The organism is Gilliamella sp. BG1 (assembly GCF_046635625.1).
Classification (GTDB): Bacteria; Pseudomonadota; Gammaproteobacteria; order Enterobacterales; family Orbaceae; genus Gilliamella; species Gilliamella bombi.
On record NZ_JBIDFG010000013.1, the window covers coordinates 1 to 24344 of the forward strand.

The 24344-nt window shown below is 34.0% G+C and carries 17 protein-coding genes, 1 CRISPR repeat array and 1 riboswitch; of the genes, 6 read left to right on the forward strand and 11 right to left on the reverse strand.

Annotated features, from left to right (window positions below; translation table 11 throughout):
• The first annotated feature begins 256 nt into the window (after nucleotides 1-256).
• A CRISPR array of direct repeats spans nucleotides 257-885; the repeat unit is 28 nt; unit sequence TTTCTAAACTGCCTACACGGCAGTGAAC.
• Nucleotides 886-1245: 360 nt separating this feature from the next.
• From ACGH80_RS08265 to ACGH80_RS08275, 3 genes are all read left to right on the forward strand, one after another.
• Nucleotides 1246-2811, forward strand: coding sequence for a type I restriction-modification system subunit M (locus ACGH80_RS08265; protein WP_411630874.1), 1566 nt, complete (start codon nucleotides 1246-1248; stop codon nucleotides 2809-2811).
• Complete coding sequence (locus ACGH80_RS08270) at nucleotides 2808-3920, forward strand: restriction endonuclease subunit S (protein WP_411630875.1); 1113 nt, start codon at nucleotides 2808-2810, stop codon at nucleotides 3918-3920. Before ACGH80_RS08265 ends, ACGH80_RS08270 begins: the two co-directional genes overlap by 4 nt.
• 68 nt (nucleotides 3921-3988) lie before the next feature.
• Nucleotides 3989-7090, forward strand: a complete 3102-nt coding sequence (locus tag ACGH80_RS08275; protein ID WP_411630877.1) for a type I restriction endonuclease subunit R — start codon at nucleotides 3989-3991, stop codon at nucleotides 7088-7090.
• 85 nt (nucleotides 7091-7175) lie between these two features.
• On the opposite strand, the gene ACGH80_RS08280 is transcribed toward ACGH80_RS08275, so the two are convergent.
• Nucleotides 7176-7880, reverse strand: a complete 705-nt coding sequence (locus tag ACGH80_RS08280; protein ID WP_034911654.1) for a GntR family transcriptional regulator — start codon at nucleotides 7878-7880, stop codon at nucleotides 7176-7178.
• Nucleotides 7881-8057: 177 nt separating this feature from the next.
• On the opposite strand from ACGH80_RS08280, the gene ACGH80_RS08285 reads away from it, so the two are divergent.
• Both ACGH80_RS08285 and ACGH80_RS08290 read left to right on the forward strand, forming a co-directional pair.
• Complete coding sequence (locus ACGH80_RS08285; protein WP_411630880.1) at nucleotides 8058-9947, forward strand: beta-glucoside-specific PTS transporter subunit IIABC; 1890 nt, start codon at nucleotides 8058-8060, stop codon at nucleotides 9945-9947.
• Between the two features lie 13 nt (nucleotides 9948-9960).
• A complete protein-coding gene (locus tag ACGH80_RS08290; RefSeq protein ID WP_411630882.1) occupies nucleotides 9961-11397 on the forward strand; it encodes a 6-phospho-beta-glucosidase in 1437 nt (478 codons plus the stop codon).
• 78 nt (nucleotides 11398-11475) lie between these two features.
• Here ACGH80_RS08290 and dinB read toward each other — a convergent pair whose 3' ends face one another.
• The 10 genes from dinB to rnm all read right to left on the reverse strand — a co-directional run bounded on the left by dinB (nucleotide 11476) and on the right by rnm (nucleotide 23827).
• Nucleotides 11476-12531 (reverse strand): DNA polymerase IV, encoded by a 1056-nt coding sequence (gene dinB, locus ACGH80_RS08295; protein WP_411630884.1) that lies wholly within the window; start codon nucleotides 12529-12531, stop codon nucleotides 11476-11478.
• Nucleotides 12532-12613: 82 nt separating this feature from the next.
• Nucleotides 12614-14320, reverse strand: coding sequence for a phosphoethanolamine transferase CptA (gene cptA, locus ACGH80_RS08300; RefSeq protein WP_411630886.1), 1707 nt, complete (start codon nucleotides 14318-14320; stop codon nucleotides 12614-12616).
• 117 nt (nucleotides 14321-14437) lie between these two features.
• On the reverse strand, nucleotides 14438-15148 hold the full coding sequence (gene thiQ / locus ACGH80_RS08305) for a thiamine ABC transporter ATP-binding protein ThiQ (RefSeq protein WP_065589937.1): 711 nt from the start codon (nucleotides 15146-15148) through the stop codon (nucleotides 14438-14440).
• A complete protein-coding gene (gene thiP / locus ACGH80_RS08310; RefSeq protein WP_085165245.1) occupies nucleotides 15126-16703 on the reverse strand; it encodes a thiamine/thiamine pyrophosphate ABC transporter permease in 1578 nt (525 codons plus the stop codon). Before thiP ends, thiQ begins: the two co-directional genes overlap by 23 nt.
• Before the next feature lie 14 nt (nucleotides 16704-16717).
• Nucleotides 16718-17713, reverse strand: a complete 996-nt coding sequence (gene thiB / locus ACGH80_RS08315; RefSeq protein ID WP_411630888.1) for a thiamine ABC transporter substrate binding subunit — start codon at nucleotides 17711-17713, stop codon at nucleotides 16718-16720.
• A 40-nt stretch (nucleotides 17714-17753) separates the two neighbouring features.
• Nucleotides 17754-17862, reverse strand: a riboswitch (TPP riboswitch).
• A 224-nt stretch (nucleotides 17863-18086) separates the two neighbouring features.
• Nucleotides 18087-19022, reverse strand: a complete 936-nt coding sequence (locus ACGH80_RS08320; RefSeq protein ID WP_143422084.1) for a hypothetical protein — start codon at nucleotides 19020-19022, stop codon at nucleotides 18087-18089.
• A gap of 496 nt (nucleotides 19023-19518) precedes the next feature.
• A complete protein-coding gene (locus ACGH80_RS08325; RefSeq protein ID WP_085165241.1) occupies nucleotides 19519-20907 on the reverse strand; it encodes a hypothetical protein in 1389 nt (462 codons plus the stop codon).
• Between the two features lie 271 nt (nucleotides 20908-21178).
• Nucleotides 21179-22183 carry a 23S rRNA pseudouridine(2605) synthase RluB gene (gene rluB / locus ACGH80_RS08330; RefSeq protein WP_411630890.1) on the reverse strand — a complete coding sequence of 335 codons (1005 nt, stop codon included), beginning with the start codon at nucleotides 22181-22183 and terminating at the stop codon, nucleotides 21179-21181.
• Between the two features lie 80 nt (nucleotides 22184-22263).
• Nucleotides 22264-22884 carry an L-threonylcarbamoyladenylate synthase gene (locus tag ACGH80_RS08335; protein WP_296300596.1) on the reverse strand — a complete coding sequence of 207 codons (621 nt, stop codon included), beginning with the start codon at nucleotides 22882-22884 and terminating at the stop codon, nucleotides 22264-22266.
• Between the two features lie 109 nt (nucleotides 22885-22993).
• On the reverse strand, nucleotides 22994-23827 hold the full coding sequence (rnm, locus tag ACGH80_RS08340) for an RNase RNM (protein WP_411630892.1): 834 nt from the start codon (nucleotides 23825-23827) through the stop codon (nucleotides 22994-22996).
• A 70-nt stretch (nucleotides 23828-23897) separates the two neighbouring features.
• On the opposite strand from rnm, the gene rraB reads away from it, so the two are divergent.
• On the forward strand, nucleotides 23898-24293 hold the full coding sequence (rraB, locus tag ACGH80_RS08345) for a ribonuclease E inhibitor RraB (protein ID WP_411630894.1): 396 nt from the start codon (nucleotides 23898-23900) through the stop codon (nucleotides 24291-24293).
• The last annotated feature ends 51 nt before the right edge of the window (nucleotides 24294-24344 follow it).

The window sequence follows — 24344 nt, forward strand, 5'->3', positions numbered from 1 at the left end:
TGTGGAAATAATGAATATTGGTGATAATTTCTAAACCAAGGAATTAGTGAATTACCTAACAACCAATGAACATATAAACCTTACCATGTTATGGGATGTATTACACTCATAAAATCGTTCAGGTAGAGCATTGATTTTATTTAATTTTTTATTTTAATTAAAATCAACCAGTTATACAGAAATTTCTATTTTTTATACAAAATACCGCCTACACGGCAGTGAACTAGTTAACGCCAAATTTGGCGAAAAATATTAATTTCTAAACTGCCTACACGGCAGTGAACATACGTAAATTACTGGGCTTACGCCGCTGCGGTTTCTAAACTGCCTACACGGCAGTGAACGCACAAACGTAGCGTTGTCACGTGTTCGGCTTTTTCTAAACTGCCTACACGGCAGTGAACCCGCATAAAATGGAAATACTGTTGAATAACCATTTCTAAACTGCCTACACGGCAGTGAACTTAATATTAACTTCTGTCTACTTACACCCTGTGTTTCTAAACTGCCTACACGGCAGTGAACAGCATCACTATTTTTTATCGAAACACTTGATATTTCTAAACTGCCTACACGGCAGTGAACTGCACTTTCTGCGTCAATTCTCGCATTTGTGTTTTCTAAACTGCCTACACGGCAGTGAACTATCCGAGCCTTGCTCTGCAAACATGCGAATATTTCTAAACTGCCTACACGGCAGTGAACGAACATTTGAAATCAAAATTTGAAGCGGAGGATTTCTAAACTGCCTACACGGCAGTGAACCTTATCTAGTTCACCTCCAATATTGGCGTATTTTTCTAAACTGCCTACACGGCAGTGAACAAAAATGAAAAAGATCGTCAACCATTTTATACTTTCTAAACTGCCTACACGGCAGTGAACTAGAAGCTAATATACTATCAATATAGTATGTAAAAAGGCAAATAGGTATTTAGGTTTTAAAAACCCTTTTTTTAAAGATAAATTTAATTTATTGATTTTATTAACTTTTAAAATATAGCTAAAAAAAGGGTTTTGTTTTTAGATTTTGTTGCTTTGTTATTTTTTAAGATTTACCAACCTTAAAGTTCAAAATACCCATTGGCTGAGTTTTTAATAAACACCCCAGATGGAAAAATAACAACAAATCAGCTATGCTATAACACCTATAACAGGTAGCTATAAAATGACTAATATGAAAGTAAAAATCAGTTACTTTCTAATTAGGCAGCACCTATTTTTTATTTAGGAATTTTGAAAAATATGACATCTAATAACGCTAAATCAATTACCGAAACGCAACAACGCGATCAACTACAACGACAAATTTGGAAAATTGCCGACGAAGTCCGTGGTGCTGTCGATGGTTGGGATTTTAAACAGTATGTACTTGGTTCTTTGTTTTATCGCTTTATTAGTGAGAATTTTGCCAATTATATTGAAGGTGGCGATGAGAGTATTGATTACAGCACATTATCCGACGATGTCATTAACGATGAAGTTAAAAAAGATGCAATAAAAACCAAAGGCTATTTTATTTATCCTAGCCAATTATTTTGTAAAATTGTAGCTGAAGCTAATACCAATCCAAGTTTAAATACTGACTTGGCCAATATTTTTAATGCAATTGAAAGCTCAGCCATTGGTTATCCTTCAGAAAGCGATATTAAAGGATTATTTGCCGATTTTGATACTACCAGTAACCGATTAGGTAATACAGTTGCCGATAAAAACAAACGGTTAGCCGCAGTACTTAATGGTGTTGCCGAGCTTGATTTTGGTGATTTTGCAGACAATCAAATTGATCTGTTTGGCGATGCTTATGAGTTTTTGATTTCTAATTATGCCTCGAATGCTGGTAAATCTGGTGGTGAATTTTTTACGCCGCCGAATGTGTCCAAGCTGATCTCGCAATTAGCCTTACATAATCAAAAAAAGGTCAATAAGATCTATGATCCAGCAGCAGGATCAGGCTCTTTATTGTTACAAGCGAAAAAACAGTTTGACGAACATATTATTGAGGATGGGTTCTTCGGTCAAGAAATCAATCATACTACCTATAACCTTGCTCGAATGAATATGTTTTTACACAATATCAACTATGATAAATTTGAAATTGCTTTAGGGGACACGCTACTTAATCCAAAATTTGGCGACGAAAAGCCATTTGATGCAATCGTTTCTAATCCACCCTATTCAATTAAATGGATTGGCAGTGATGATCCAACCTTAATCAATGATGACCGATATGCGCCTGCTGGCGTACTAGCACCAAAATCGAAAGCCGATTTTGCCTTTATTATGCATGCACTAAGTTATTTGTCCGAGCGAGGGCGAGCGGCAATTGTTACCTTTCCGGGGATATTTTATCGTGGTGGTGCGGAACAAAAAATTCGTAAGTATTTGGTCGATAATGATTTTGTTGAAACCGTAATCTCGCTCGCACCAAACTTATTTTATGGCACATCGATTGCGGTTAATATTTTGGTGCTTGCCAAAAATAAAACCGTCAAAACAACACAATTTATTGATGCTAGTAAACTGTTTAAAAAAGAGACCAATAATAATGTGCTCACTGATGAACATATTCAAGAAATTATGCAAATATTTGCTAGCAAGCAAGATATCGAATATTTTGCTAAATCGGTCGATAATCAAACCATTGCGCAAAATGACTATAATCTATCAGTCAGCTCGTATGTGGAAGCCGAAGATACCCGTGAAGTGATTGATATCACCCAACTTAATGCCCAAATAAAAGATACCGTGGCTAAAATTGATAGCTTACGATCCCAAATTGATGCAATTGTGGCGGAGATTGAGGGATGATTATGCGTAATAATATAACTGAGTTATTAAAAGGTGTTGAGGTTGAGTGGAAAAATTTGGATGAAGTAACAAATTATGAACAACCTACCAAATATCTTGTCACATCAACAAATTACAATGATGAATACAAAACACCTGTTTTGACGGCAGGTAAAACTTTCATTTTAGGTTATACGAATGAAATAGCTGGAATTTATGCAGGGAAAAATAATCCAGTTATCATTTTTGATGATTTTACAACCGCAAATAAATGGGTTAATTTTGATTTCAAAATTAAGTCGTCCGCAATGAAAATCATCAGTTCAGCTGATGAAGAAAAATATAATTTAAAATATATTTATTATTGGATGAGTACACTTCCAAATGAAAAGATAGATAATGATCATAAGAGACAATGGATTAGTAATTATGCTAATAAAAAGATTCCAGTACCTCCATTTTCGATTCAAACTGAAATCGTCCGTATTTTAGACAAATTCACAGCCCTCACAGCAGAGCTCACAGCAGAGCTCACAGCAGAGCTTACTGCAAGGGAAAAACAATACAATTATTATCGAGATCAATTGTTGACCTTTCAAGAGGATGAGGTTGAGTGGAAGAATTTGGGAGAGATTGCGAAAATTAAAAATGGTAAAGATTGGAAAAAATTAGGTGATGGCGATATTCCTGTTTATGGTACGGGAGGAGTTATGGGCTATGTTAATACACATGCATATAATAAACCGACAGTACTAATTCCACGTAAAGGTTCAATCACAAATATTTTTTATCTTGAATCACCATTTTGGAATGTTGATACAATCTACTACACAGAAATAGATGAAGAAGAAATCATCCCTAAATTTTTTTATTATTATATGAAAACAATAGATCTAACCAAGTTAGATACAGGATCAGGTAGACCAAGTTTAACTAAAGCTATTTTAGATAATATCAATATCCCCATCCCCCCACTCAAGGAACAAGCACGTATTGTTGAAATCCTAGATAAATTTGATGTGCTCACCAACTCAATCACGGAGGGTTTACCGCGTGAGATTGAATTACGCCAAAAACAATATGAATATTATCGTAATTTGTTATTGGATTTTCCTAAGGCAGAACAATAAATCACAGAAAAATTACAGTGAACTAAATAGTAGAATAAAATTACAATTTTAAACATTTGGAATAGACTATGACGACTTATACAAAACCAATTGCCGAAACCAATAGCTACATTATTTTAGATAACTACAACAAGCTTGAAGAGACAGCGGCTGTTTATCAGACTGAAACGGATTTAGAAAACGAATTTATTCATGATTTAACTCGACAAGGCTATGAATATTTACCGAATTTAAATACGCATGAAAAGTTATTAGCCAATATTCGCGAGCAGTTGCAAACACTAAACAAAATGCAATTTACCGATGAGGAATGGCAACGTTTTGTATTAGAGTATTTGGATAAACCCAATGAATCGATGATCGACAAAAGTCGCAAAATCCACCACGATCATATTTATGATTTTGTTTTTGATGATGGTCATATCCAAAATATCAAGCTGTTAGATAAAAAAGATGTCACCAATAATAAATTACAAGTTATCCATCAATTTCAGCAAACAGGTAATTATGCAAATCGTTATGATGTGACGATTTTAGTTAATGGCTTGCCGCTTGTTCAAGTTGAACTAAAAAAGCGTGGTATTGCTATTCGTGAAGCCTTTAATCAAGTGCATCGCTATAGTAAAGAGAGCTTTAATCAAGACAATTCACTATTTAAATATTTACAACTGTTTGTTATATCAAATGGTACCGATACGCGCTATTTTGCTAACACGACTAAACGTGACAAAAATAGCTTTGATTTTACAATGAATTGGGCGAATGTTAAAAACGAGCCGATAAAAGATCTAAAAGACTTTACCGCAACCTTTTTTGCCAGCCGAACGCTGTTAAATGTGTTATTGACTTATTCGGTGCTTGATGTGAATGACACATTGTTAATTATGCGCCCTTACCAAATCGCTGCCACCGAGCGTATATTATGGAAAATCATTAGCGCTTATCATGCCAAAAAGTGGAGTAGCTTACAAAGTGGTGGTTTTATTTGGCACACAACAGGTTCTGGTAAAACACTAACCAGTTTCAAAACGGCACGCCTTGCAACCGAACTAGAATTTATTGATAAAGTTTTTTTTGTGGTGGATCGTAAAGATCTGGATTATCAAACCATGAAAGAGTATCAAAAATTTTCAAAAGATAGTGTGAATGGTTCAAATAGTACCGCAGGGCTTAAGCGCAATATTGAGAAAACCGATAATAAAATTATTGTTACTACCATTCAAAAACTTAATAACTTGATCAAAAGCGACGATAACTTAGCGATCTATGATAAGCACGTTGTATTTATTTTTGACGAAGCGCACCGCTCCCAGTTTGGCGAAGCTCAAAAAAACTTAAAGCGTAAATTTAAAAAATATTACCAATTTGGTTTTACTGGTACGCCGATTATGCATACTAACGCAATCGGAACGCAAACCACAGCGGATGTTTTTGGTCGTGAACTGCACGCTTATGTATTAACCGATGCAATTCGTGACGAAAAGGTACTAAAATTTAAAGTTGACTATAATGATGTGCGTCCTAATTTTAAATCGATAGAGCAAGAACAAAATCTTGAAAAACTCAGCGCTGCTGAAAATAAAAAAGCATTGCTCCACCCAAACCGTATTGAGCAAATCACACAATATATTCTGAATAATTTTAAACAAAAAACCCACCGATTAATGGGCAAAAGTAAAGGGTTCAATGCCATGTTTGCAGTGAGTAGTGTAGATGCGGCTAAACTCTATTATGAATCATTCAAAAAATTACAAGAAGGTGCAAATCAGCCGTTAAAAATAGCCACGATATTTTCTTATTCTGCTAATGAAGAACAAGATGCGCAAGGTAATTTTGCCGATGAAAGTTTTGAAATAGATGCCTTAAATCAAAGTGCTAAAGAGTTTTTAGCTTCTGCGATATCAGATTATAATCAGATGTTTAAAACTAACTTTGATGTCAGTAGCGATCAATTTCAAAACTATTATCGCGATTTGTCTTTAAAAGTAAAAAATCAAGAAGTCGATCTATTAATTGTCGTTGGCATGTTCCTAACTGGCTTTGATGCCCCAACACTTAATACCCTATTTGTTGACAAAAACCTGCGGTATCATGGGTTAATTCAAGCCTTTTCACGCACCAATCGTATCTATAATGCCACCAAAACCTTTGGTAATATTGTGGCGTTTCGTGATTTAGAACAAGCGACCATTGATGCAATAATAACATTTGGTAAAAGTAATACTCATGAAGTAGTGTTAGAAAAAAGCTTTAAGGAATACATGGAAGGGTTTACTGATAAAGATTCAGGTAATTTCCACAATGGCTATCTAGCCATCGTTGCCGAGTTACAAGAAAAGTTCCCACGCCCTGATGAAATTATCAAAGAAAAAGATAAAAAAGAGTTTGTTAAATTATTTGGTGAGTACTTACGTGCTGACAATATATTACAAAATTATGATGAATTTGTTGCATTAAAGGATTTCCAACAATTAGATATGACAGATGCGCAGGCAGTTTTAGCGTTTAAAAACAAACATTATGTGACTGATGAAGATCTGCAAAAAATGCAAGCAGTTAAACTACCGACTGACCGCACAATTCAAAATTATCGTTCAACTTATAATGATATTCGTGATTGGCTACGCCGAGAAAAAGAAGCCAATCAACAAGATCAGCAAAGATTTGACTGGGATGATGTGGTTTTCGAAATTGATCTATTAAAATCGCAAGAGATCAATCTGGATTATATTCTTGAGTTAATTTATGAACAAAATAAACAAGAAAAAACCAAACAGGACATTGTCGAAGATGCTAAGCGATTAATTCGATCAAGCTTAGAAAATCGAGCTAAAGAAGAGCTAGTTGTAGAGTTTATAAAACAAACTGATCTTGATGCTATTCCAGATAAAGCCTCGATTATTGATGCGTTTTTCTTGTATGCACAGCAAGAGTTACAGGTAGAGCTTAATTCCTTAATTGAAGAGGAAAATTTAAATGAAGCAGCAACAAAACGCTATATTGCATCATCATTAAAGCGAAAATATGCAACCGAAAACGGCACAGAGCTGAACGAGATTTTACCAAAAATGAGCCCACTGAATCCTCAATATTTAATTAAAAAGAACCGAGTCTTTGAAAAGATCGCCGCATTGGTTGAAAAGTTTAAGGGTGTTGGTGGTGAAATTTAATTGTTAACAGTTAAATTTGCTAATAATTAAAGGAAGATGAATGATCGATTTCTTATTCATCTTCCTAATAATTCATCATTCAAACTTACTTCGAGTGATTTTGTATACAAAATCTTGCATTTTCGTAATGATAAATGATTTTTGAAAAATCAAAAGGTTCACCAGACGAGGTATAAAATATTTCTTCAACACAAAGTGCAGGTTCGCCAGGTTGCAATCCTAAACATGGCGCCATTTTTTCATCAAGTTTTATTACCTGTAAATATTTATCAGAAAAACCAATATTAATATTATAATTTTCCTGAATGTAATTAAAAATTGAGTTTTCTACAATTTCTTTATTTAAATAACAAATTAACTTTTTACGGTAATATGACTGTTCTAAGCCATATAATTTATCTTCAACATAGCGCAATCTTTTAACAAAATAGACTTCTTCGTTATCATCACATTGTAGATTTTCTTTAACTTTTGCACTGGGCTTGATGATATCAACATTAAGTACTGTCGAAGAACCATAAACATCTTCTAGATCGACAGTAAAACCATGACTTTGCAAAAAATTGAGATAGCCTCTTTTTTTACGTTCACGAACAAAAATACCACTACCTTGCACTTGATAAATAACGCCCTGCCGCTCAAGACAATTAAGCGCTTTAACAATTGTACTACGACTGACCTGATATTGATTAATTAACCCGTCAATATTAGCAAGCTGAGTGCCTTTGGACAGTTGTTTTTGATAAATCATCTGTTTGATTTTTTTTGCAACTTCTTGATATTTAACCATTTGTTTATGTTATTAATTTAATCAATAATTGAAGTAGTATTTTATACAGCTTATTTTTAGTTTTAAATTAAATAATATAAAAACTCGATCTAGATCACAAACAATATAATTGTTAATTAACAATTTTGAAATTGTCTATAAAATAATCTTACTGAATTGCTTTTAAGGAGTTTATGGATGTCATCAAAAATTAGAGATTATAACAAGCTAGCTGTTGATATTTTAAATGAGTTAGGTGGTGAGAAGAATATTGTTACCGTTTCTCGCTGTGCAACACGCCTTCGCCTTGTTACCCAACACACACCAGATCATGCAAAAGAAAACATTGCTAAATTGCCGGGTGTGATTACCGTTGTTGAAAAAGGCGGTCAAATCCAAGTGGTTATTGGTACACATGTTGATAAAGTCTATAACGCTTTTACTCAGCTAGTTAATACTGATAACAAAATTGAAGCAGGAAATGATAACAACATATTAAATCGCATCATTGCGACAATGTCGGCTGTATTCGCCCCGTTTGTCTATATTTTAGCCGCATCAGGAATTTTGCAAGGTATCTTGATTTTACTTAAATTAGCCTGCCCTGAGCTAGAAAAAACGGGGACTTTTGAGGTATTCAATTTCATCTCTTGGGCACCTTTTTTCTTTTTACCTATCTTTATTGCCATTACAGCTTCTCAGCATTTTCGTTGTAACTTATATATCGCTGTTGCTTGTTGTGCTGCGCTGTTATCACCGACATGGACAGAGTTTGCAAAACTAATTAGTGAAGGACAAGAAATTGATCTATTTGGTATTGCGCTATCACAAACCACTTATGCTTCAACCGTTTTACCACCACTCTTTTTAGTTTGGTTACTTTCTTATTTAGAACGATTCTTAGAGCCTAGACTGCATAGCATTATAAAACCCGTTTTATTGCCATTATTTAGCCTTGTCATTATGGTACCTTTAACATTACTTGTTGTTGGTCCATTAACCGCAAATGGTGCACAATACATTGCCAACGGCTATAATTGGTTTGTTAGCCTAGCGCCTTCAGTTGCAGGCGGAATCATAGGTGCTGTTTGGCAAGTCTTTGTTATTTTTGGTGTACATTGGGGGATCACACCTGTTATCGTCGAAAACTTTAAGCAGTATGGTCAAGATTCTTTCCAAGCTTTCCAAACCATTGCCGTTATTGGTCAAGTCGGTGCAGCATTAGGTTTTTATTTAAAAACCAAAACCCAAGAGATGAAAGGTATTTCATTATCTGCTTTTATCACTGGCTTATTTGGTATAACCGAACCTGCTATTTATGGTGTTAACTTACGCTTTAAAAAACCATTTATTTATGGCTGTATTTCTGCATCTTGTGGTGGTATTGTGGCAGGATTTTTTGCTCCTCACTATGTTGCTTACGCTGGTTTACCAGGTCCACTAACCATCGTTAATGCAATTAGCCCAAATAATCCTGGTTCATTTATTGGCGTCTTGATTGGTTCACTTATTGCTCTTTTAGGACCAGTAGTTTTGATCCAAATTTTGGGAACTGGCGAAACCATACAAGATACAGTTAATAGTCAAGAAAATATCAATATTGAAGATGATAATCCTAAGATTCTTCTTGATGAAGTTGACATCACAAGCCCGATGACAGGTCATGCTTTACCACTAAGCGAAGTGCCCGATCCTGCTTTTTCACAAAAACTCATGGGAGAAGGGATTGCAATTGAACCTACTGATAATCACGTTTATGCGCCTTTTGATGGCGAGGTAACTGCAGTATTTGAAAATTCTAAACATGCCATTGGGTTAACATTAGATAATGGCGTCGAATTGTTAATTCACGTGGGTATTGATACAGTTAATTTAACTAACAATGAGTTTGAATATCATGTTGAATTACATCAAAAAGTAAAAAAAGGTGATTTGCTAATCAGCTTCAATCCTGAGGCAATTAAGCAAGCAGGTTATCCATTAATTACCCCAATTATTATTGTTAATACCGATCAGTATCAACAAATTTCATTAACCGATAAAACACAAGTAACAGTTGATGATATCATATTTAACATTAAGCAATAACAAGGAATAAAAAATGACTAAAAAACCATTTTTATGGGGCGGTGCTTTAGCCGCTCACCAATTTGAAGGCGGTTGGAATGAAGGCGGTAAAGGCCCAAGTGTTGTTGATGTTATGACCGCAGGTGCTCATGGCGTTGCAAGACAAATCACTCAAGATATCGAAGCGGGTAAATTTTATCCAAACCATACAGCAATTGATTTTTATCATCGTTATAAAGACGATATCAAGCTTTTTGCCGAATTAGGCCTTAAATGTCTACGCACCTCGATCGCGTGGACTCGAATTTTTCCAAAGGGTGATGAACTTGAACCAAATGAAGAAGGTCTTCGCTTTTATGATGATGTTTTTGATGAACTAATAGCTCACGGCATTGAGCCAGTTATCACATTATCCCATTTTGAAATGCCTTTACATATTGCTCGTCATTATGGTGGTTTTAGAAACCGTAAGACTGTTGAATTTTTTGAGCGCTTTGCTACTGCATGTTTTGAACGTTATAAAAATAAAGTTAAATACTGGATGACATTTAACGAAATCAATAATCAAATGGATACTAGTAATCCTATCTTCTTTTGGACTAACTCTGGCGTACAAGTTAAACCTGATGAAAATCCGCAAGAAGTTCTGTACCAAGTTGCACACTATGAACTGTTAGCCAGTGCTAAAGCAGTAATAGCAGGTAAAAAAATTAATCCTGATTTTCAAATTGGTTGTATGGTATCGCATGTGCCAATTTATCCATATTCTTGTAATCCTGAAGATATGATGGCTTCAGAAATTGCCATGCATCAACGATTCTTCTTCCCTGATGTTCACGTTCGCGGCTACTATCCAGCTTATGCATTAAAAGAATTTGAGCGTGAAGGATATAAACTTGATATTACCGAAGAAGATTTAGGTTATTTGAAAAAAGGTACGGTTGATTACATTGGCTTTAGCTATTATATGTCTACTGTCGTTAAAGCTGATGCCAAAAATGATAATCGTGACAACATAGTTAACGGTGCACTACCTAATGCGGTTGAAAATCCTTATATAAAAAGCAGCGATTGGGGTTGGCCAATTGATCCTGAAGGTTTACGTTATACACTTAACCGTCTGTATGATCGATATCAATTACCGCTATTTATTGTCGAAAATGGTTTTGGTGCAATTGATGAACTCAAAAACGGTAATCAAATACACGATAAACCACGTATTGAATATTTAGGTGCCCATATCAAAGCCATGCAAACCGCTATAGATTATGATGGTGTTGATGTAATGGGTTATACTGCTTGGGGAATTATTGATGTTGTATCATTCACTACTGGCGAAATGAAAAAACGTTATGGCGTAATTTATGTTGACCGTGATAATGAAGGTAACGGTAGTATGAAACGCTATAAAAAAGACTCTTTTGAATGGTACAAAAAAGTCATTAGTACTAATGGTGCAAGTTTGAAATAATCATTATTAGCTAGCTATCATTTGTTATGAGGATGTTTAAAGGCTTTGCCTGCATCCTCATTTTTATGGTTAAAAGGGCTAAAACTGAAAAATCAACTGCTTTTCAACTTGCGGATCGATTAACGTTACATGAAAACCAATTAACCGAACTCCACGCCCATTACGCCGTTCTAACCAAACTTTATGCGCTTGCTCAATTAAATCAGCTTTATCCAATTTAAACCAAACATGTTCTTGCGTAGTTAACTGAAAATCGTCAAACTTAAATTTTACACCTTGCCGAGCAATCGATAAATCAGCACGAACTTTGCTTAACCGTTTTTCCATTTCATCAAATAATGGATCGAACTGCAATAAACACTCTTCCCAACTATGAATATCATCAGTTAAAGTACGCTCTACCCCTACCGATTTACGTTGCCTGTCATTACACACTTCACGATCATCAATACCTTGACATCGCTCATATAGTATTCTTCCAAATTTACCGAATTGGGTAATTAATTTAGTTACATCATAATTAACAATATCATTGCATGTAAATAGCCCCAATTGGGCTAATTTTTTTTCCGTGACCTTACCCACACCTGGGATTTTTTTTAACGGTAGCTGCTCTATAAAACTATCAACGTTATCTGGTGTTATTACATATTGGCCATTAGGTTTATTCATATCAGAGGCTATTTTGGCAAGAAACTTAAGTGGAGCAACACCTGCCGATGCAGTTAACTCAAGTTCCTTGTAAATTGCCTGACGGATATCTTGAGCAATTAAAGTCGCTGAACCATAACAAAGTTTGCAATCAGTTACATCAAGGTAAGCTTCGTCGAGTGATAAAGCCTCAATAGATTCAGTATATCGTTTAAATATTTGGTGGATCTGTTTGGAGACTTCTTTATAAACTGCATGCCTACCCGCTATAATTTTAAGGTTAGGACAAAGTTTTATGGCTTGAGCCATTGACATAGCACTGTGTATACCATACTGACGAGCTAAATAATTGGCAGTCGCAACCACGCCACGTTTACGAGGATCGCCCCCTACCGCAATAGGCATATTGCGATAACGGGGATTGTCTCTCATTTCAACGGCGGCATAAAAACAATCCATATCGACATGAATAATTTTTCGCATAGAGGGTTTCACAATACTCAAATATAACTGTATAAATATACAATATTATACCTTAAATATTTGTGTAAACAACCTAAGTGAATTACTTTGTTAATTTATCAAAATCAATTAGGCCATTCTTGTCATAAGGATCGCCAATCCAACGAATCGATTCATGAAAATTAGGATTAACAATACTTTTTTCAGGAACATATAAGTTATAGCTTAACCCTGCTAAATCAGACCAAGTATGAATCAAATCTTGTGTATTAAATTTTCGATCTACATAAGCTTGATAGTTATTAGGATGCGTTGCCACCCATGTTGGCGATTGCCAAAGCATAAATGGCACAGTATACATAGTTTTAGTTGGTGCCTTCTCGTTTCGCCCTAACACATTATGCGGTGGCGTTTGATAAACATCTTCACCATGATCTGAAAAATATAACATAAAACCATTTTCTTTACTGTTTTTGAAGATATTAAACAGTGTTGTTGTGACATAATCGTTATAACTTATTGCATTATCATAACTATTATATACATCTACTTTATCGTCATCGAGAGGATATGGAATACTTTCCTTATCTTTAAAACGGTCATACTTACCGTCTTTTGGATAGCGGAACTCGTATTTCATATGCGTACCAAGCAGATGGATAACAATAAATTTCTTTTCAGCGTTGTCAGCTAGCACTTTTTTGAAAGGCTCAAATACCGATTCATCATATTGTCTTGAACTTTGATTACGATCGTTATTCATATAAAACTGTTCATCGGCTTGTTTAGAAAACATAGTCAACATGGTATTACGCTTGGTCATGGTCTGCTGGTTAGTGATCCAAAATGTTTTATACCCTGCTTGCTTCATAAGATTTATTAATGAAGGAGTTTTCAGGTATAAATCGGGATGCTTCTCATCAGCAAAAGTTAACGCTTGTTGCAAAATTTCGATAGTATAAGGTCTTGATGAAACCACATCGTTAAATACAACAAAATCAGCATTATCTTTTTTAAACTGCTCAATTTGAGGTGTGGTATTTCGACCATAACCATAAATACTCATCCTATTACGTGTTGTTGATTCACCAATGACTAACACCAACGTCCTAGGCGTATTACCGTTAGCATCTTTTAAATTTTCAACAGGAGGTAAAGTGTCTAAATGATTTAAAATATCTTCCATATTTTTAAGTTGAGATCGATAAGCTAAATAGCTATTAATAAGTTGCCATGGCACAGTTGTTTCCATACGCGTTAGTAAATGAGTTCCGGCTTTTTCAATAGATGATTTTTTTATTATCACACTAATAAACACAGGCATTATGGCATAAATAGCTATTAATAGTGATACAATCCATTTAGTAGAAGTTTTAATATAAACAGGTCTGACTTTACTCCAAAGATAAACACCCATTAAACTATAAATAATCAATACTATAACTAATTTAATACTAAAATACTGCTGAACAAATTCGCTCGATTCACTATAATTTGATTCTGCCATAACAAAAAATACACTTTGCGAAAATTCTTGTCGATAAATCACAAAATAACCGACAGAAACCAAAGACAAACAGCCGACAATAAGCCCAAATATAGTCGCAATCTTTCTTGTATAATCAGGAAAAATCAAAACAGGAATAAGCCAAATCAAACTATAGATAATTGAATCGCGAAGTCCAATTGCATTGGAATGCCCCGAAAGAAAAATATATAACTGTAATGCACTAGAAAAATAAGTAAAAAATAAAATATTAAAGATAAGTGCTGACCAGCTAAATTTGTTGGTTGCTTTTATGTTTAGCATAGATATTTAATTTGCTTTGTTATTGATCATAAAATGCAATATATGCTTGGTAGATTAATAAAACCTTAAGCTTTAAATATCTAAATTTAAATATATAAATCATTAAATTCTAACCTATTAATTTTTTGAGATATTTAAACCCAATATCTTTGCAATGTGATTATTTTCAGGTTGGTTTAATTGGTTTGGTAAACCATAAAAAACGATCTGTCCATTATCCACCACCAAACAACGAGAAAAATAACTAAGCGAATCATTAAGATTGTGTGAGACCATCATTAATGTCAAATCGAGCTCATCGCAAATTTGATCAACTAATGCTAACATCTCAAAGCGTAATGCTTGATCGAGAGCTGAAAATGGCTCATCTAACAATAAAATAGGTCGACGTTGAATTAAACAACGAGCTAACGCAACACGTTGACTCTGACCACCTGAAAGTTGTTCGGGATAACGATTATTAAAACCAGTTAAACCAACTTTAGCTAACATATCATCTATTGTTTGGCGTTCCGATGTATTTAGTTTTAAACAAGGCTTTATGCCTAAGCCAATATTTTGTTCAACATTTAAATGATCAAATAAATTATTATGTTGAAATAAAATCGAAACAGGCCGCTTTCCTGGTTGAGTGTGAGTCATATTTTGATGATTAAGTAAAATTTGCCCAGAATTTGGTGAAATAAATCCAGCAATCAAGCTTAACAATGAGCTTTTACCTGCACCACTTGGCCCAACAATAACCACCTTTTCTTTTGCAGTAATTTTGATATCAAAATGCATTTTAAAATTATCATATTGACAATTAATTTGATTCAGTTCGATCATAATCTATCACAACCAGTAAACTAAAAGATAATATTAGCAATAATGCAGCCGTTACGGCACTTTCATGATAATGATAATACGATATTTGCTCATATAAATAATAAGGTAACGTTGTGACTGACTGGCCACCAAATAACGCAATAATACCAAAATCACCCAATGATAATATTGCTGAAAAGGCAAAACTTTGGATAATTAACTTTTTTAGTGCTTTATATTCAATTAAATAAAAATGCCAAAAACCAGTAATATTAAGTGACTGGCTTAAGTGCCAATAGCGAGATGTAACATCATACATTGGTGCAGCAAGGTTTTTTAATATAAATGGCAGTGCCATTAAACTGTTACAAAGCATCGTCAAAACACAAACAAAGACCGAACTATAAGCGTACGAAAATAACAGTAAAAACAGACCTGACGCCAGCACCATGCTTGGAATAATTAATATCAGCGATCCAATTAACATTAATCGATTACTCCAATTTATTTGCCGATAAATCAATAATCGGCTGTTTGTATAGAGTAATAATAAAGCTAGTAGCATAGCAATACTGGCTGACCCAAAAGCAATTAGTAAAGAAAACATAACTGCACGTTGAAAGGCCACTGAAAAAAATGACCACTGAAAAAAATAAATACCTTTTATTAATATAGTTATGATGGGTAGCAAAATAAATAATGCACCAATAACAATAATAACAAAACTCGACAAAATTAAGCTAAACGAAACAGGTAAACGATAACTTTGCTTAACATATTTAGTGTTAAATTTATAGCTATAATTAAACTTTTGCATCAACCCCATAAAAAAAGCACAACAAACCAACTGCAAACATGCTAAAAGCACGGCTTGTATCAAATCAAATTCACGGATGGATTGATAAATGGCAACTTCAAGTGTGGTATATTTAGGTCCACCACCTAGAGCCAATACAATAGCAAAACTAGAAAAACAAAGCATAAAGATTAGCGATGCCATAGGTAGCAACTGTCGACGCAATAGTGGCCATTCCACCAATTTAAAATAAGTAAAACTCGAAAAATTCAATTGAGCAGCTAATTGTTTGTGTTCGACTGGTACACTATTTAAGGTTTGATAAAACAAGCAACAAGCATAAGGGAAATTAAGAAATATATGTGCCAATAAAATACCTTTTAAACCATAAATGGATATCACAAAAGGCAAACCTAAATAATGACAAAACGACGCTAATAAACCATGTTGCCCATAAACAGATAATAACCCCGTTACCACAACCAACGTAGGAAATATAAAGGTGATAGGCATAATGCGTAGCAATAGATTTTTACCCCAAAAATTGACTATCGATAGGGCTTTAGCCATCAATATTGCCAATAACACAGATAGCAACGTTGATAACGTTGCTTGAAATATTGTTATCCAAATAACATGTAATAAATAACTATCAAAATAGACAGTTAAATTATTAGACTCAAAAGCAACTAAACAAAGCGCAAATAGTGCTGAACCTAATACAACTAAAATCAAGCTTGCAGCACTAATGCCGGGGATTAACGTTCTTAATTTCAACATTATACTGAATAAAACTATTTACTAATGGTGGATTTCCATTCACGCACCCAGCTCTTTTGATTATTTTTAACTTGCTTAGCATCAAACTCGAGTGCTTTATTGACTGGTTTAATTTGCTGAAAAGCTTCAGGCAACGTTATATTAATAATCGGATACATGAAATTTTTTTCAGCAAATTGACGTTGTACATCAGGCGTTAATAAATATTGTAAAAAAGCACGTGCCAATTCGGGATGCTGACTATACTTAGTAATACCCGCAACTTCGACTTGGCGATAATGCCCTTCGTCAAAAATAGCAGCAGCATAACGATGATCATTATCATTCATAATATGTGCAACTGGCGAAGTGCTATAACTAAGCACAAAATCAGCTTCGCCTTTTAAAAATAGGCCATAAGCTTCACCCCAACCTTTAGTCACTGTCACAGTATCTTTTGCTATTTTCTGCCATGCAGATGCGGCATCATCACCATATATATTTTTCACCCAAAATAATAAACCTAACCCAGGAGTGCTAGTTCTTGGGTCTTGATAGATAATTTTCCAGTTGACTTTATTATCTACTAACTCATGCATGCTGTGTGGTGGATTACTGATTTTTTGTTGATCATAAATAAAAGCGAAATAACCAAAATCATAAGGCATAAAATCACTATCCCACCAGTTGGTATTTAAATTATCTGGTTTATTGATTTGATGAGGTATAACTATTTTGGCTTGTTTTGCCTGTTCTAAAAGATTGTTATCTAATCCTAAAATTACATCGGCATTAGTTCTATCACCTTCAAGTCGCATTCGATTTAAAACCGCTACTCCATCGCCTAATGTAACAATCTCAAGTTCACAGTTACACTGTGCTTCAAACCCTTTCTCAATTGCTTTTCCTGGTCCCCATTCTGAAATAAAGGAATTATAACTATAAACAGTTAAGGTTGGTTTTACGTTGGCAGCATTTACAATAAAAGGTATCGAAAATACCAAAGATAATAACAATTTTTTACAAAACATTTTGCCTCCAAAATAGCAAATAAAAGACAAAAGGTTTGAGCAAGTGCAATAACTCAAATCCCTCCGCTGGCATGATCCAGTTCAGGTTCGGCGGGTTATGTTATCCTATCTAACATTCTCAGCCCTTTGGGGCACCCCGTTGAGAACATCAATTAGTTTAGAGGTTAGTATGAAGATTGTAAACATCAGAAGTGATAAAAATTTAATGTAGGAACAACTCACTTTATTTATGAAGCTTTAAAAAATGGCTATAAAGAATATACATGAAAACAAAACTAACGCCTTATCACTGACGAAAGATATGGCGCTTATATTATAAAGAAGATGTAACTATTACCGATTTGGTTAAACGTTTACCTTTATTTGAATTAGTTTATTGAGTAATAAAAAAATTAAGTTGATTAGTTTCATCGAATGCCCCCTCAAGTTCTCTTGTAGCGAACTGATAGCTTTGATTTGAATCTCCTGCTTTCGTACATTCTGTTATAATGGCATGTTTCGTGTGAAAAGTTTCAGACGATGTTAACTGTTTGTATAACAAGGCCAAATCTTTACCTGTCAGAGTAAAAAGCTTATTCCAATCATTTAACTGCGTTTCAACAAATTCGCGACCTTTCTTACAAGTAATAGCATCTAGCTGAATATTTGGTATAGTATATTTTTTAAGCTCAGAAAATTTAGGATGTTCATTTATAAAATCAACTTTTTCATTAAGCCCTTCTGCTTTTAAAGCTTCAATAAAGCCATCTTCTCGGAATAATTTGATTTTTCGAGATTGAAATTGCCCTTTCCCTCGTAAAGTTACTTCATCTGGATAAGGTTCATCTACTGAATAATCCCAAAAATCTTTTTGACGCTCAATAAAAACATCATTAATAACTTTAACTGGTAGTTCAAGCTCTTGCTGTTCACCTTTAATAATTACTGGAACTGAATTTAAATATTTAGCTATCAACTTATCGTAAGTTTCATCACTCACATTTGAAGTTGTATAGAAAGTTGTTAATAAATAATAATTACTTTGAGTAGGATTAATTAATCCTGAACTATTAGTTGTTGAAGGTTTAGCTATAAAATTTAATGATTGATTACCGTAAGACAGTGTATGCTTACCGTATTCAAATGTATAATTCACACTTGATTTTGCTGGAATGGTTAATTCATTTCCATCAATAATCACTTTTATTTCATTTGGTGTTGGATTATCAATCATACGATCAACAGAGCTAGACGAAGTGGTATCTGAACCAAAACAACCGACCAATGTTATGCTGCAAACTAGCAACAAAGAATATTTTATTTTTTTCATCGTATTAATTTTTTTGTAAAGTTTTTAAAAGAAACCATATTTTATCATGAATTTGATAAAACAACTATTTTAGTTATCACTTCAATAATTGAATTGAAAAAGTATGGAGTTGATGTTCTGATAAACCAAACGTCGTTTTATTTTAGATGAAATTTAGTACTGATATAGCAACTTTTTAATTGTAGGAATTTCTAGTGTTGTTTACAGTAATTAATACTATAAACATTGCGAGAAATCATGCATCAACAAGGATTCAAGTTTCATTTAGCCGAAAACAGTGTTTACTAACCAACGCTGCCCCAAACAAACACATTTTTAATTTTTGACTAGATATGCTCTAATCTAGCCCGTACTTCTTTATACTGGACGAATTAAATCAACTCCGCAAATAAATAAAAACATTCAATTTACTCATTGGACACTCATTTATAAAAATGAGCACCAATGAGTAAGTAGTCTTTATTTAGTTAAATTTTAGTTATGACATTTATAGTAATTATAGATATGATAAATCCCGAACCATATCTTCAATATATACTTTTAATTCTGTTAATTGCTGTTCTTTTGCCGCTCGAAGCAAGCTATCTTTGGTTTGCAATGTTCCTTTACTGTAATTATGTAAATTTGATGGCACATTGCCAGAGTAGATATAATCATGTTTTGCTGACGTTTGTACAATGTTAAATGATTTACTGTAACTATAGATTCCATGAGCCTCAATTTCAGTGGTTAAGGTTAATTTATTGCTGTGAGTCACAGTTTGTAAATTAAACTGCTGATCTTTATAGGTTTTAACTTGCTTTTTATTACCATTTTCGTCAGCGAATTCAATAAATTTATCAAATATTTTTTCGGTTTTGGTTTCATTGTTAACTGATTTACCAAGATCAGAAAATTCAACATTTGTCGTTACACGGATCGTGACATCTGCTTGTCCTGGTTGGTAGATAACAAATTCTATAAAGTCTTTACTTAATAGATCTGTTACATAAGATTTTAATTCTGAAGAATTATAATAAACTTTTATTTTCCCTTCTCTTTTATATTTATCTGCTTGGAAATCTGCATCGCGAAACGCTCCGTATTGGCGATAAGCCGAAGCAGCTGAAGCGTAATATTGGGCAACTTCTCGAAATTGATAACGACGTGTTGCTGTTCTGGCTAATTGTTGTGCTTGTTCATAAGCATTTTCTGCTTGTTGAGTACAGTGTTTTCTATCATTCTCAATAGAAAGTTTGTCACTATCTTTGTACTTGCCAAGAGGCTGATATACTTCCGAGGCATTATTAAATGCATCCGCAGCAGCTTTATAATTACCTTGCTGTGCTAACATTTTTCCTTGGTCATAATAATCTTTAGCAGCAAGTTGCATATATTTTTTATTTGCATTGTTATACAAACTTTCAATGTTTTTATAGTTGTATTGCTCAAATCCTTTTTTGTATAAATCGGCTTTTATTCTATAACTTTTACTATCGGTTCCTGTGATTGAATTACCATAGTCATAGTACTCTTTTGCGATACTCTCTTGTAATTTAGTAAAATCATATTTATTATCAAAAAAACTGATTTCTTGGCTATAAAAGCGATCACTTAATCGCAGTTTCATTGCTAATAAATTTTGGTAGCATTCTATTCGTTTGGCATAATCCTGATTATTGGCATTTGATAAAGTTGTTTCATAATGTTGCATAACGTTATTGACGATATTTTGTAGTCGTTGTACGTCTTTTTGACCTAATTTTGCAGTACCCTTATCCTCAATACTATCCGCCAATAAGTTGATGCTTTCTAAATATTTTCCTTCTTTATAAGCTTCTTCTGCTGTACGTGTATGACAAGCGGCTAATAAGAACATAAAAAAAACAGCTATAATTATACGCATAATTTTCCTTTCAATTCATTTTAGTTTATTTTTTTGCTTGTTCATCTTGTTATTAAGATGAAAACTGTTTAAATATAGCTTGATTAATAAGCTAGTTGGTGAGTCTATTATAAATTAGTTCTAATTTATTAACTATTTTTGCTAAAAATTGATTAACTAGTTACTCATTATTATTGGGTGACAAGTCAGTTTATTTGAAATAGGAAAGGTGTGAATTATATTTTATACTGGTACCCTTAAATAACTAAACTATTTAAGGGCAGGGTAAAGGTTATTTTCGAGTTGCTTTTTGAGTTACTCTTTGCCGTGTTGTTTTAATCTGTTGATTAAGTTTGACTCGTTTAGGTCTTACTATTCTTTTGTCAGAAGAAGAATTTGTGGTGAAACTTTTAGATTCAGGTGGCAAACCGACTAGTTCACGTAAGTAATTGACTGAGTCAATACCAAGTTCTAGCCAAGTTCCGCGTGATAATCCTTTGGGTAAAGTGATATTGCCATAGCGAATGCGTAGCAATCGACTAACTTGCACATCAATAGCTTCCCACATTCTACGAACTTCCCGATTACGGCCTTCTGTTATAACTACATTAAACCATTGGTTAATTCCATCACCACCTTGTGCTTTAATTGATTGAAATGAGGCTGGGCCATCTTCTAGTTGCACCCCTTTACGAAGTTGGTTAATTTGTTGATCAGTCACATTACCAAATACTCGCACTGCATATTCACGCTCAATCTCGTGCCGTGGATGCATTAATCGATTAGCTAATTCACCATCAGTTGTGAATAATAATAAACCCGATGTATTGATATCAAGTCTGCCAATGTTCACCCAACGGGCATTTTTTAATCTAGGTAAACGTTCAAAAACAGTTGCCCGTCCTTGCGGATCATTGCGTGAACAAATTTCACCTTCTGGTTTATAATAAGCTAGTACTCGGCAAACTTCTTTTTCTTTACTTCTAAGCTGAACTAAATGTCCATTGATACGAATTTTAGGGTTTGCATTTACATCAACTCGATCACCTAATGAGGCAATTTTACCATCTACACTGATTTTACCGTCCACAATCATTGCTTCAATCTCTCGGCGTGATCCATTACCTAAATTAGCTAATACTTTTTGGAGTTTTTCAGTATTATCATGTGCCGATGTTTTGCGTGTAATAGCTGGTACTTTTGAGGTTTTTGGTTTTTCGTAGAGTTGCTTTTCCTTTGCTTTAACGCTATTTGTCTTTTTGCCAAGTTGTGGGAATGCTAATTTGCTATTTTTCATAAAATCCTCGCTGTTACCTTCTCAGGTATCAATTTTCTATTAACTATATTGTCGATATATTGACAATAAAAAATGAACATTTATTCGAATGGCTTAGTATCTCCACTCCCTTTACGAATAATTGTTGGATAGTCATTAGTCAAGTCAATTACGCTGGTAGGTTGTTGACCTATATAACCACCGTGCACAATCGCATCAAGCTGATAACCTATTTTATCTTCTATTTCGTCGGGATCGGATTGCGCTTGGTCATCATTAGGTAAAATTAATGTCGCAGTCATTAATGGCTGCCCTAATAATTCGAGCAACGCTAAATCAATTTTATTATCAGGAATTCTTAGTCCAATTGTTTTGCGTTTTTCATTCATCAATCGACGGGGTACTTCTTTACTTGCCTGTAAAATAAAAACATATTTACCCGGGGTATTATTTTTTAGTAACCGAAAAGTTGCGTTATCGACAAAAGCATAACTAGATAGTTCAGAAAGATCACGGCACATCAAGGTAAAATTGTGATTTTTATCAAGTTGACGAATTTGACAAATTCGATCAACACCCGATTTATTGTCTAGTAAACAACCCAGTGAATATCCTGAATCGGTCGGAAAAGCTATAACACCACCATCATTTAATATGTTGACAACTTGATTTAATAATCGAGTTTGCGGATTATCTGGATGAATATAAAAAGTTTGACTCATAATTTTCTTCTATATCAATATTATTGTTAATCTGATTTGCATAATTAAATTTTATATCGTTAACCTTATAGTGAAGCACGAATATAAATCGATTTTAATCCAGATTTATTTAGAATTTCCAATTATGCCAAATTGGTGTAACACTACCGGGTAGTGGGGTTGTTTTTCCTAAATCTAAATAGGTGTCAACACCATGAAAATCCGATCCTTGTGATGCCAATAGTTCAAATTCATTGGCTAATTTAGCTAATTTTTGTAAATCATCTTGCGTTTGCCTGCTTTGTGAAACTTCAATTGCATCACCACCACTAGATTTAAACTCACTTATTAATAATTTCAATTTAGTTAAAGTTAGATCATATCGACTTGGATGTGCAAGTACTGCTTGTCCTTTTGCCGCATGAATGGCATTAACTGCATCTGAAATACTACACCATGTTGCTGGTACATAAGCATAACCACCTTTGCCTAAGTACCTTTTAAAGGCGCGTTTAATGTCTTTAACATAGCCGTTAGCAACTAAAAATCTTGCAAAATGAGCACGCGAAACAATGTCTCCTTTTGCAAATTGTTGTGCTTGTTGATAAGCGTTTGCAATACTAACTTTAGCTAATTTATGGCTTATAGCCAACGCTCGATCGATTCTTCCTTGTTCTTGTGATGATAGCAGTGTCGTTAACTCAGGATGTGCAATATCAATATTTAACCCAACAATATGGATTTCGTTGTTTTTCCAAGAAGTTGATATTTCAACACCACAAGCTAATTTAATAGGTAAATTTTCGTTAGCAATCGTTTTTTGAGCTTCAGGTAAACCTTTAACGGTGTCATGATCGGTAATAGCCAAAATAGCAATTTGGTTATCCACAGCTCTTTTGACAAGATCGCTAGGTGTTAAAAGACCATCCGATGCCGTAGTATGTGAATGTAAATCAACGATCATTTTTTTCTCGAAAATTATTTTGAAACGTGTAATATACCACACAATTTGCATGACCACTAAAAGGTATATTATGAAAGATCAAATTCGCCTTGCTCAACAAGATACTAGCGCAATTATTGAGGAACTATTAGAAGATGGTAGCGATCCTCATGCACTTTATATCATTGAGCATCACATTTCATCACAAAATTTTGATAAATTAGAAAAAGTGGCAGTAGAAGCCTATAAATTAGGCTATGAAGCAACCGATCCCGATGAAGATATTGACGATGCAGGCAATGTTGTTATCGCTTTTGATATTGTTACCGAAAGCCCACTCAATGCCGAAATAATAAATGCACAAATTGCAGAAATCATCACACTTACTACTCAATTTGACGTCAATTATGATGGTTGGGGCACTTATTTTGAAGATGGGAATGATGACGATTTTGACGAAATGGAGCTAATGGAAACGCTTCATTAAATATCATCAACTCCCTTTCTTAGGCTTTATTCTTATCCGATAAACGGATAA

Excerpts from the sequence above, each read along its gene's own strand:
- ACGH80_RS08265 (WP_411630874.1), top strand. The coding sequence starts at position 1,246 with ATGACATCTAATAACGCTAAATCAATTACCGAAACGCAACAACGCGAT.
- ACGH80_RS08270 (WP_411630875.1), top strand. The coding sequence starts at position 2,808 with ATGATTATGCGTAATAATATAACTGAGTTATTAAAAGGTGTTGAGGTT.
- ACGH80_RS08275 (WP_411630877.1), top strand. The coding sequence starts at position 3,989 with ATGACGACTTATACAAAACCAATTGCCGAAACCAATAGCTACATTATT.
- ACGH80_RS08280 (WP_034911654.1), bottom strand. The coding sequence starts at position 7,880 with ATGGTTAAATATCAAGAAGTTGCAAAAAAAATCAAACAGATGATTTAT.
- ACGH80_RS08285 (WP_411630880.1), top strand. The coding sequence starts at position 8,058 with ATGTCATCAAAAATTAGAGATTATAACAAGCTAGCTGTTGATATTTTA.
- ACGH80_RS08290 (WP_411630882.1), top strand. The coding sequence starts at position 9,961 with ATGACTAAAAAACCATTTTTATGGGGCGGTGCTTTAGCCGCTCACCAA.
- dinB (WP_411630884.1), bottom strand. The coding sequence starts at position 12,531 with ATGCGAAAAATTATTCATGTCGATATGGATTGTTTTTATGCCGCCGTT.
- cptA (WP_411630886.1), bottom strand. The coding sequence starts at position 14,320 with ATGCTAAACATAAAAGCAACCAACAAATTTAGCTGGTCAGCACTTATC.
- thiQ (WP_065589937.1), bottom strand. The coding sequence starts at position 15,148 with ATGATCGAACTGAATCAAATTAATTGTCAATATGATAATTTTAAAATG.
- thiP (WP_085165245.1), bottom strand. The coding sequence starts at position 16,703 with ATGTTGAAATTAAGAACGTTAATCCCCGGCATTAGTGCTGCAAGCTTG.
- thiB (WP_411630888.1), bottom strand. The coding sequence starts at position 17,713 with ATGTTTTGTAAAAAATTGTTATTATCTTTGGTATTTTCGATACCTTTT.
- ACGH80_RS08320 (WP_143422084.1), bottom strand. The coding sequence starts at position 19,022 with ATGAAAAAAATAAAATATTCTTTGTTGCTAGTTTGCAGCATAACATTG.
- ACGH80_RS08325 (WP_085165241.1), bottom strand. The coding sequence starts at position 20,907 with ATGCGTATAATTATAGCTGTTTTTTTTATGTTCTTATTAGCCGCTTGT.
- rluB (WP_411630890.1), bottom strand. The coding sequence starts at position 22,183 with ATGAAAAATAGCAAATTAGCATTCCCACAACTTGGCAAAAAGACAAAT.
- ACGH80_RS08335 (WP_296300596.1), bottom strand. The coding sequence starts at position 22,884 with ATGAGTCAAACTTTTTATATTCATCCAGATAATCCGCAAACTCGATTA.
- rnm (WP_411630892.1), bottom strand. The coding sequence starts at position 23,827 with ATGATCGTTGATTTACATTCACATACTACGGCATCGGATGGTCTTTTA.
- rraB (WP_411630894.1), top strand. The coding sequence starts at position 23,898 with ATGAAAGATCAAATTCGCCTTGCTCAACAAGATACTAGCGCAATTATT.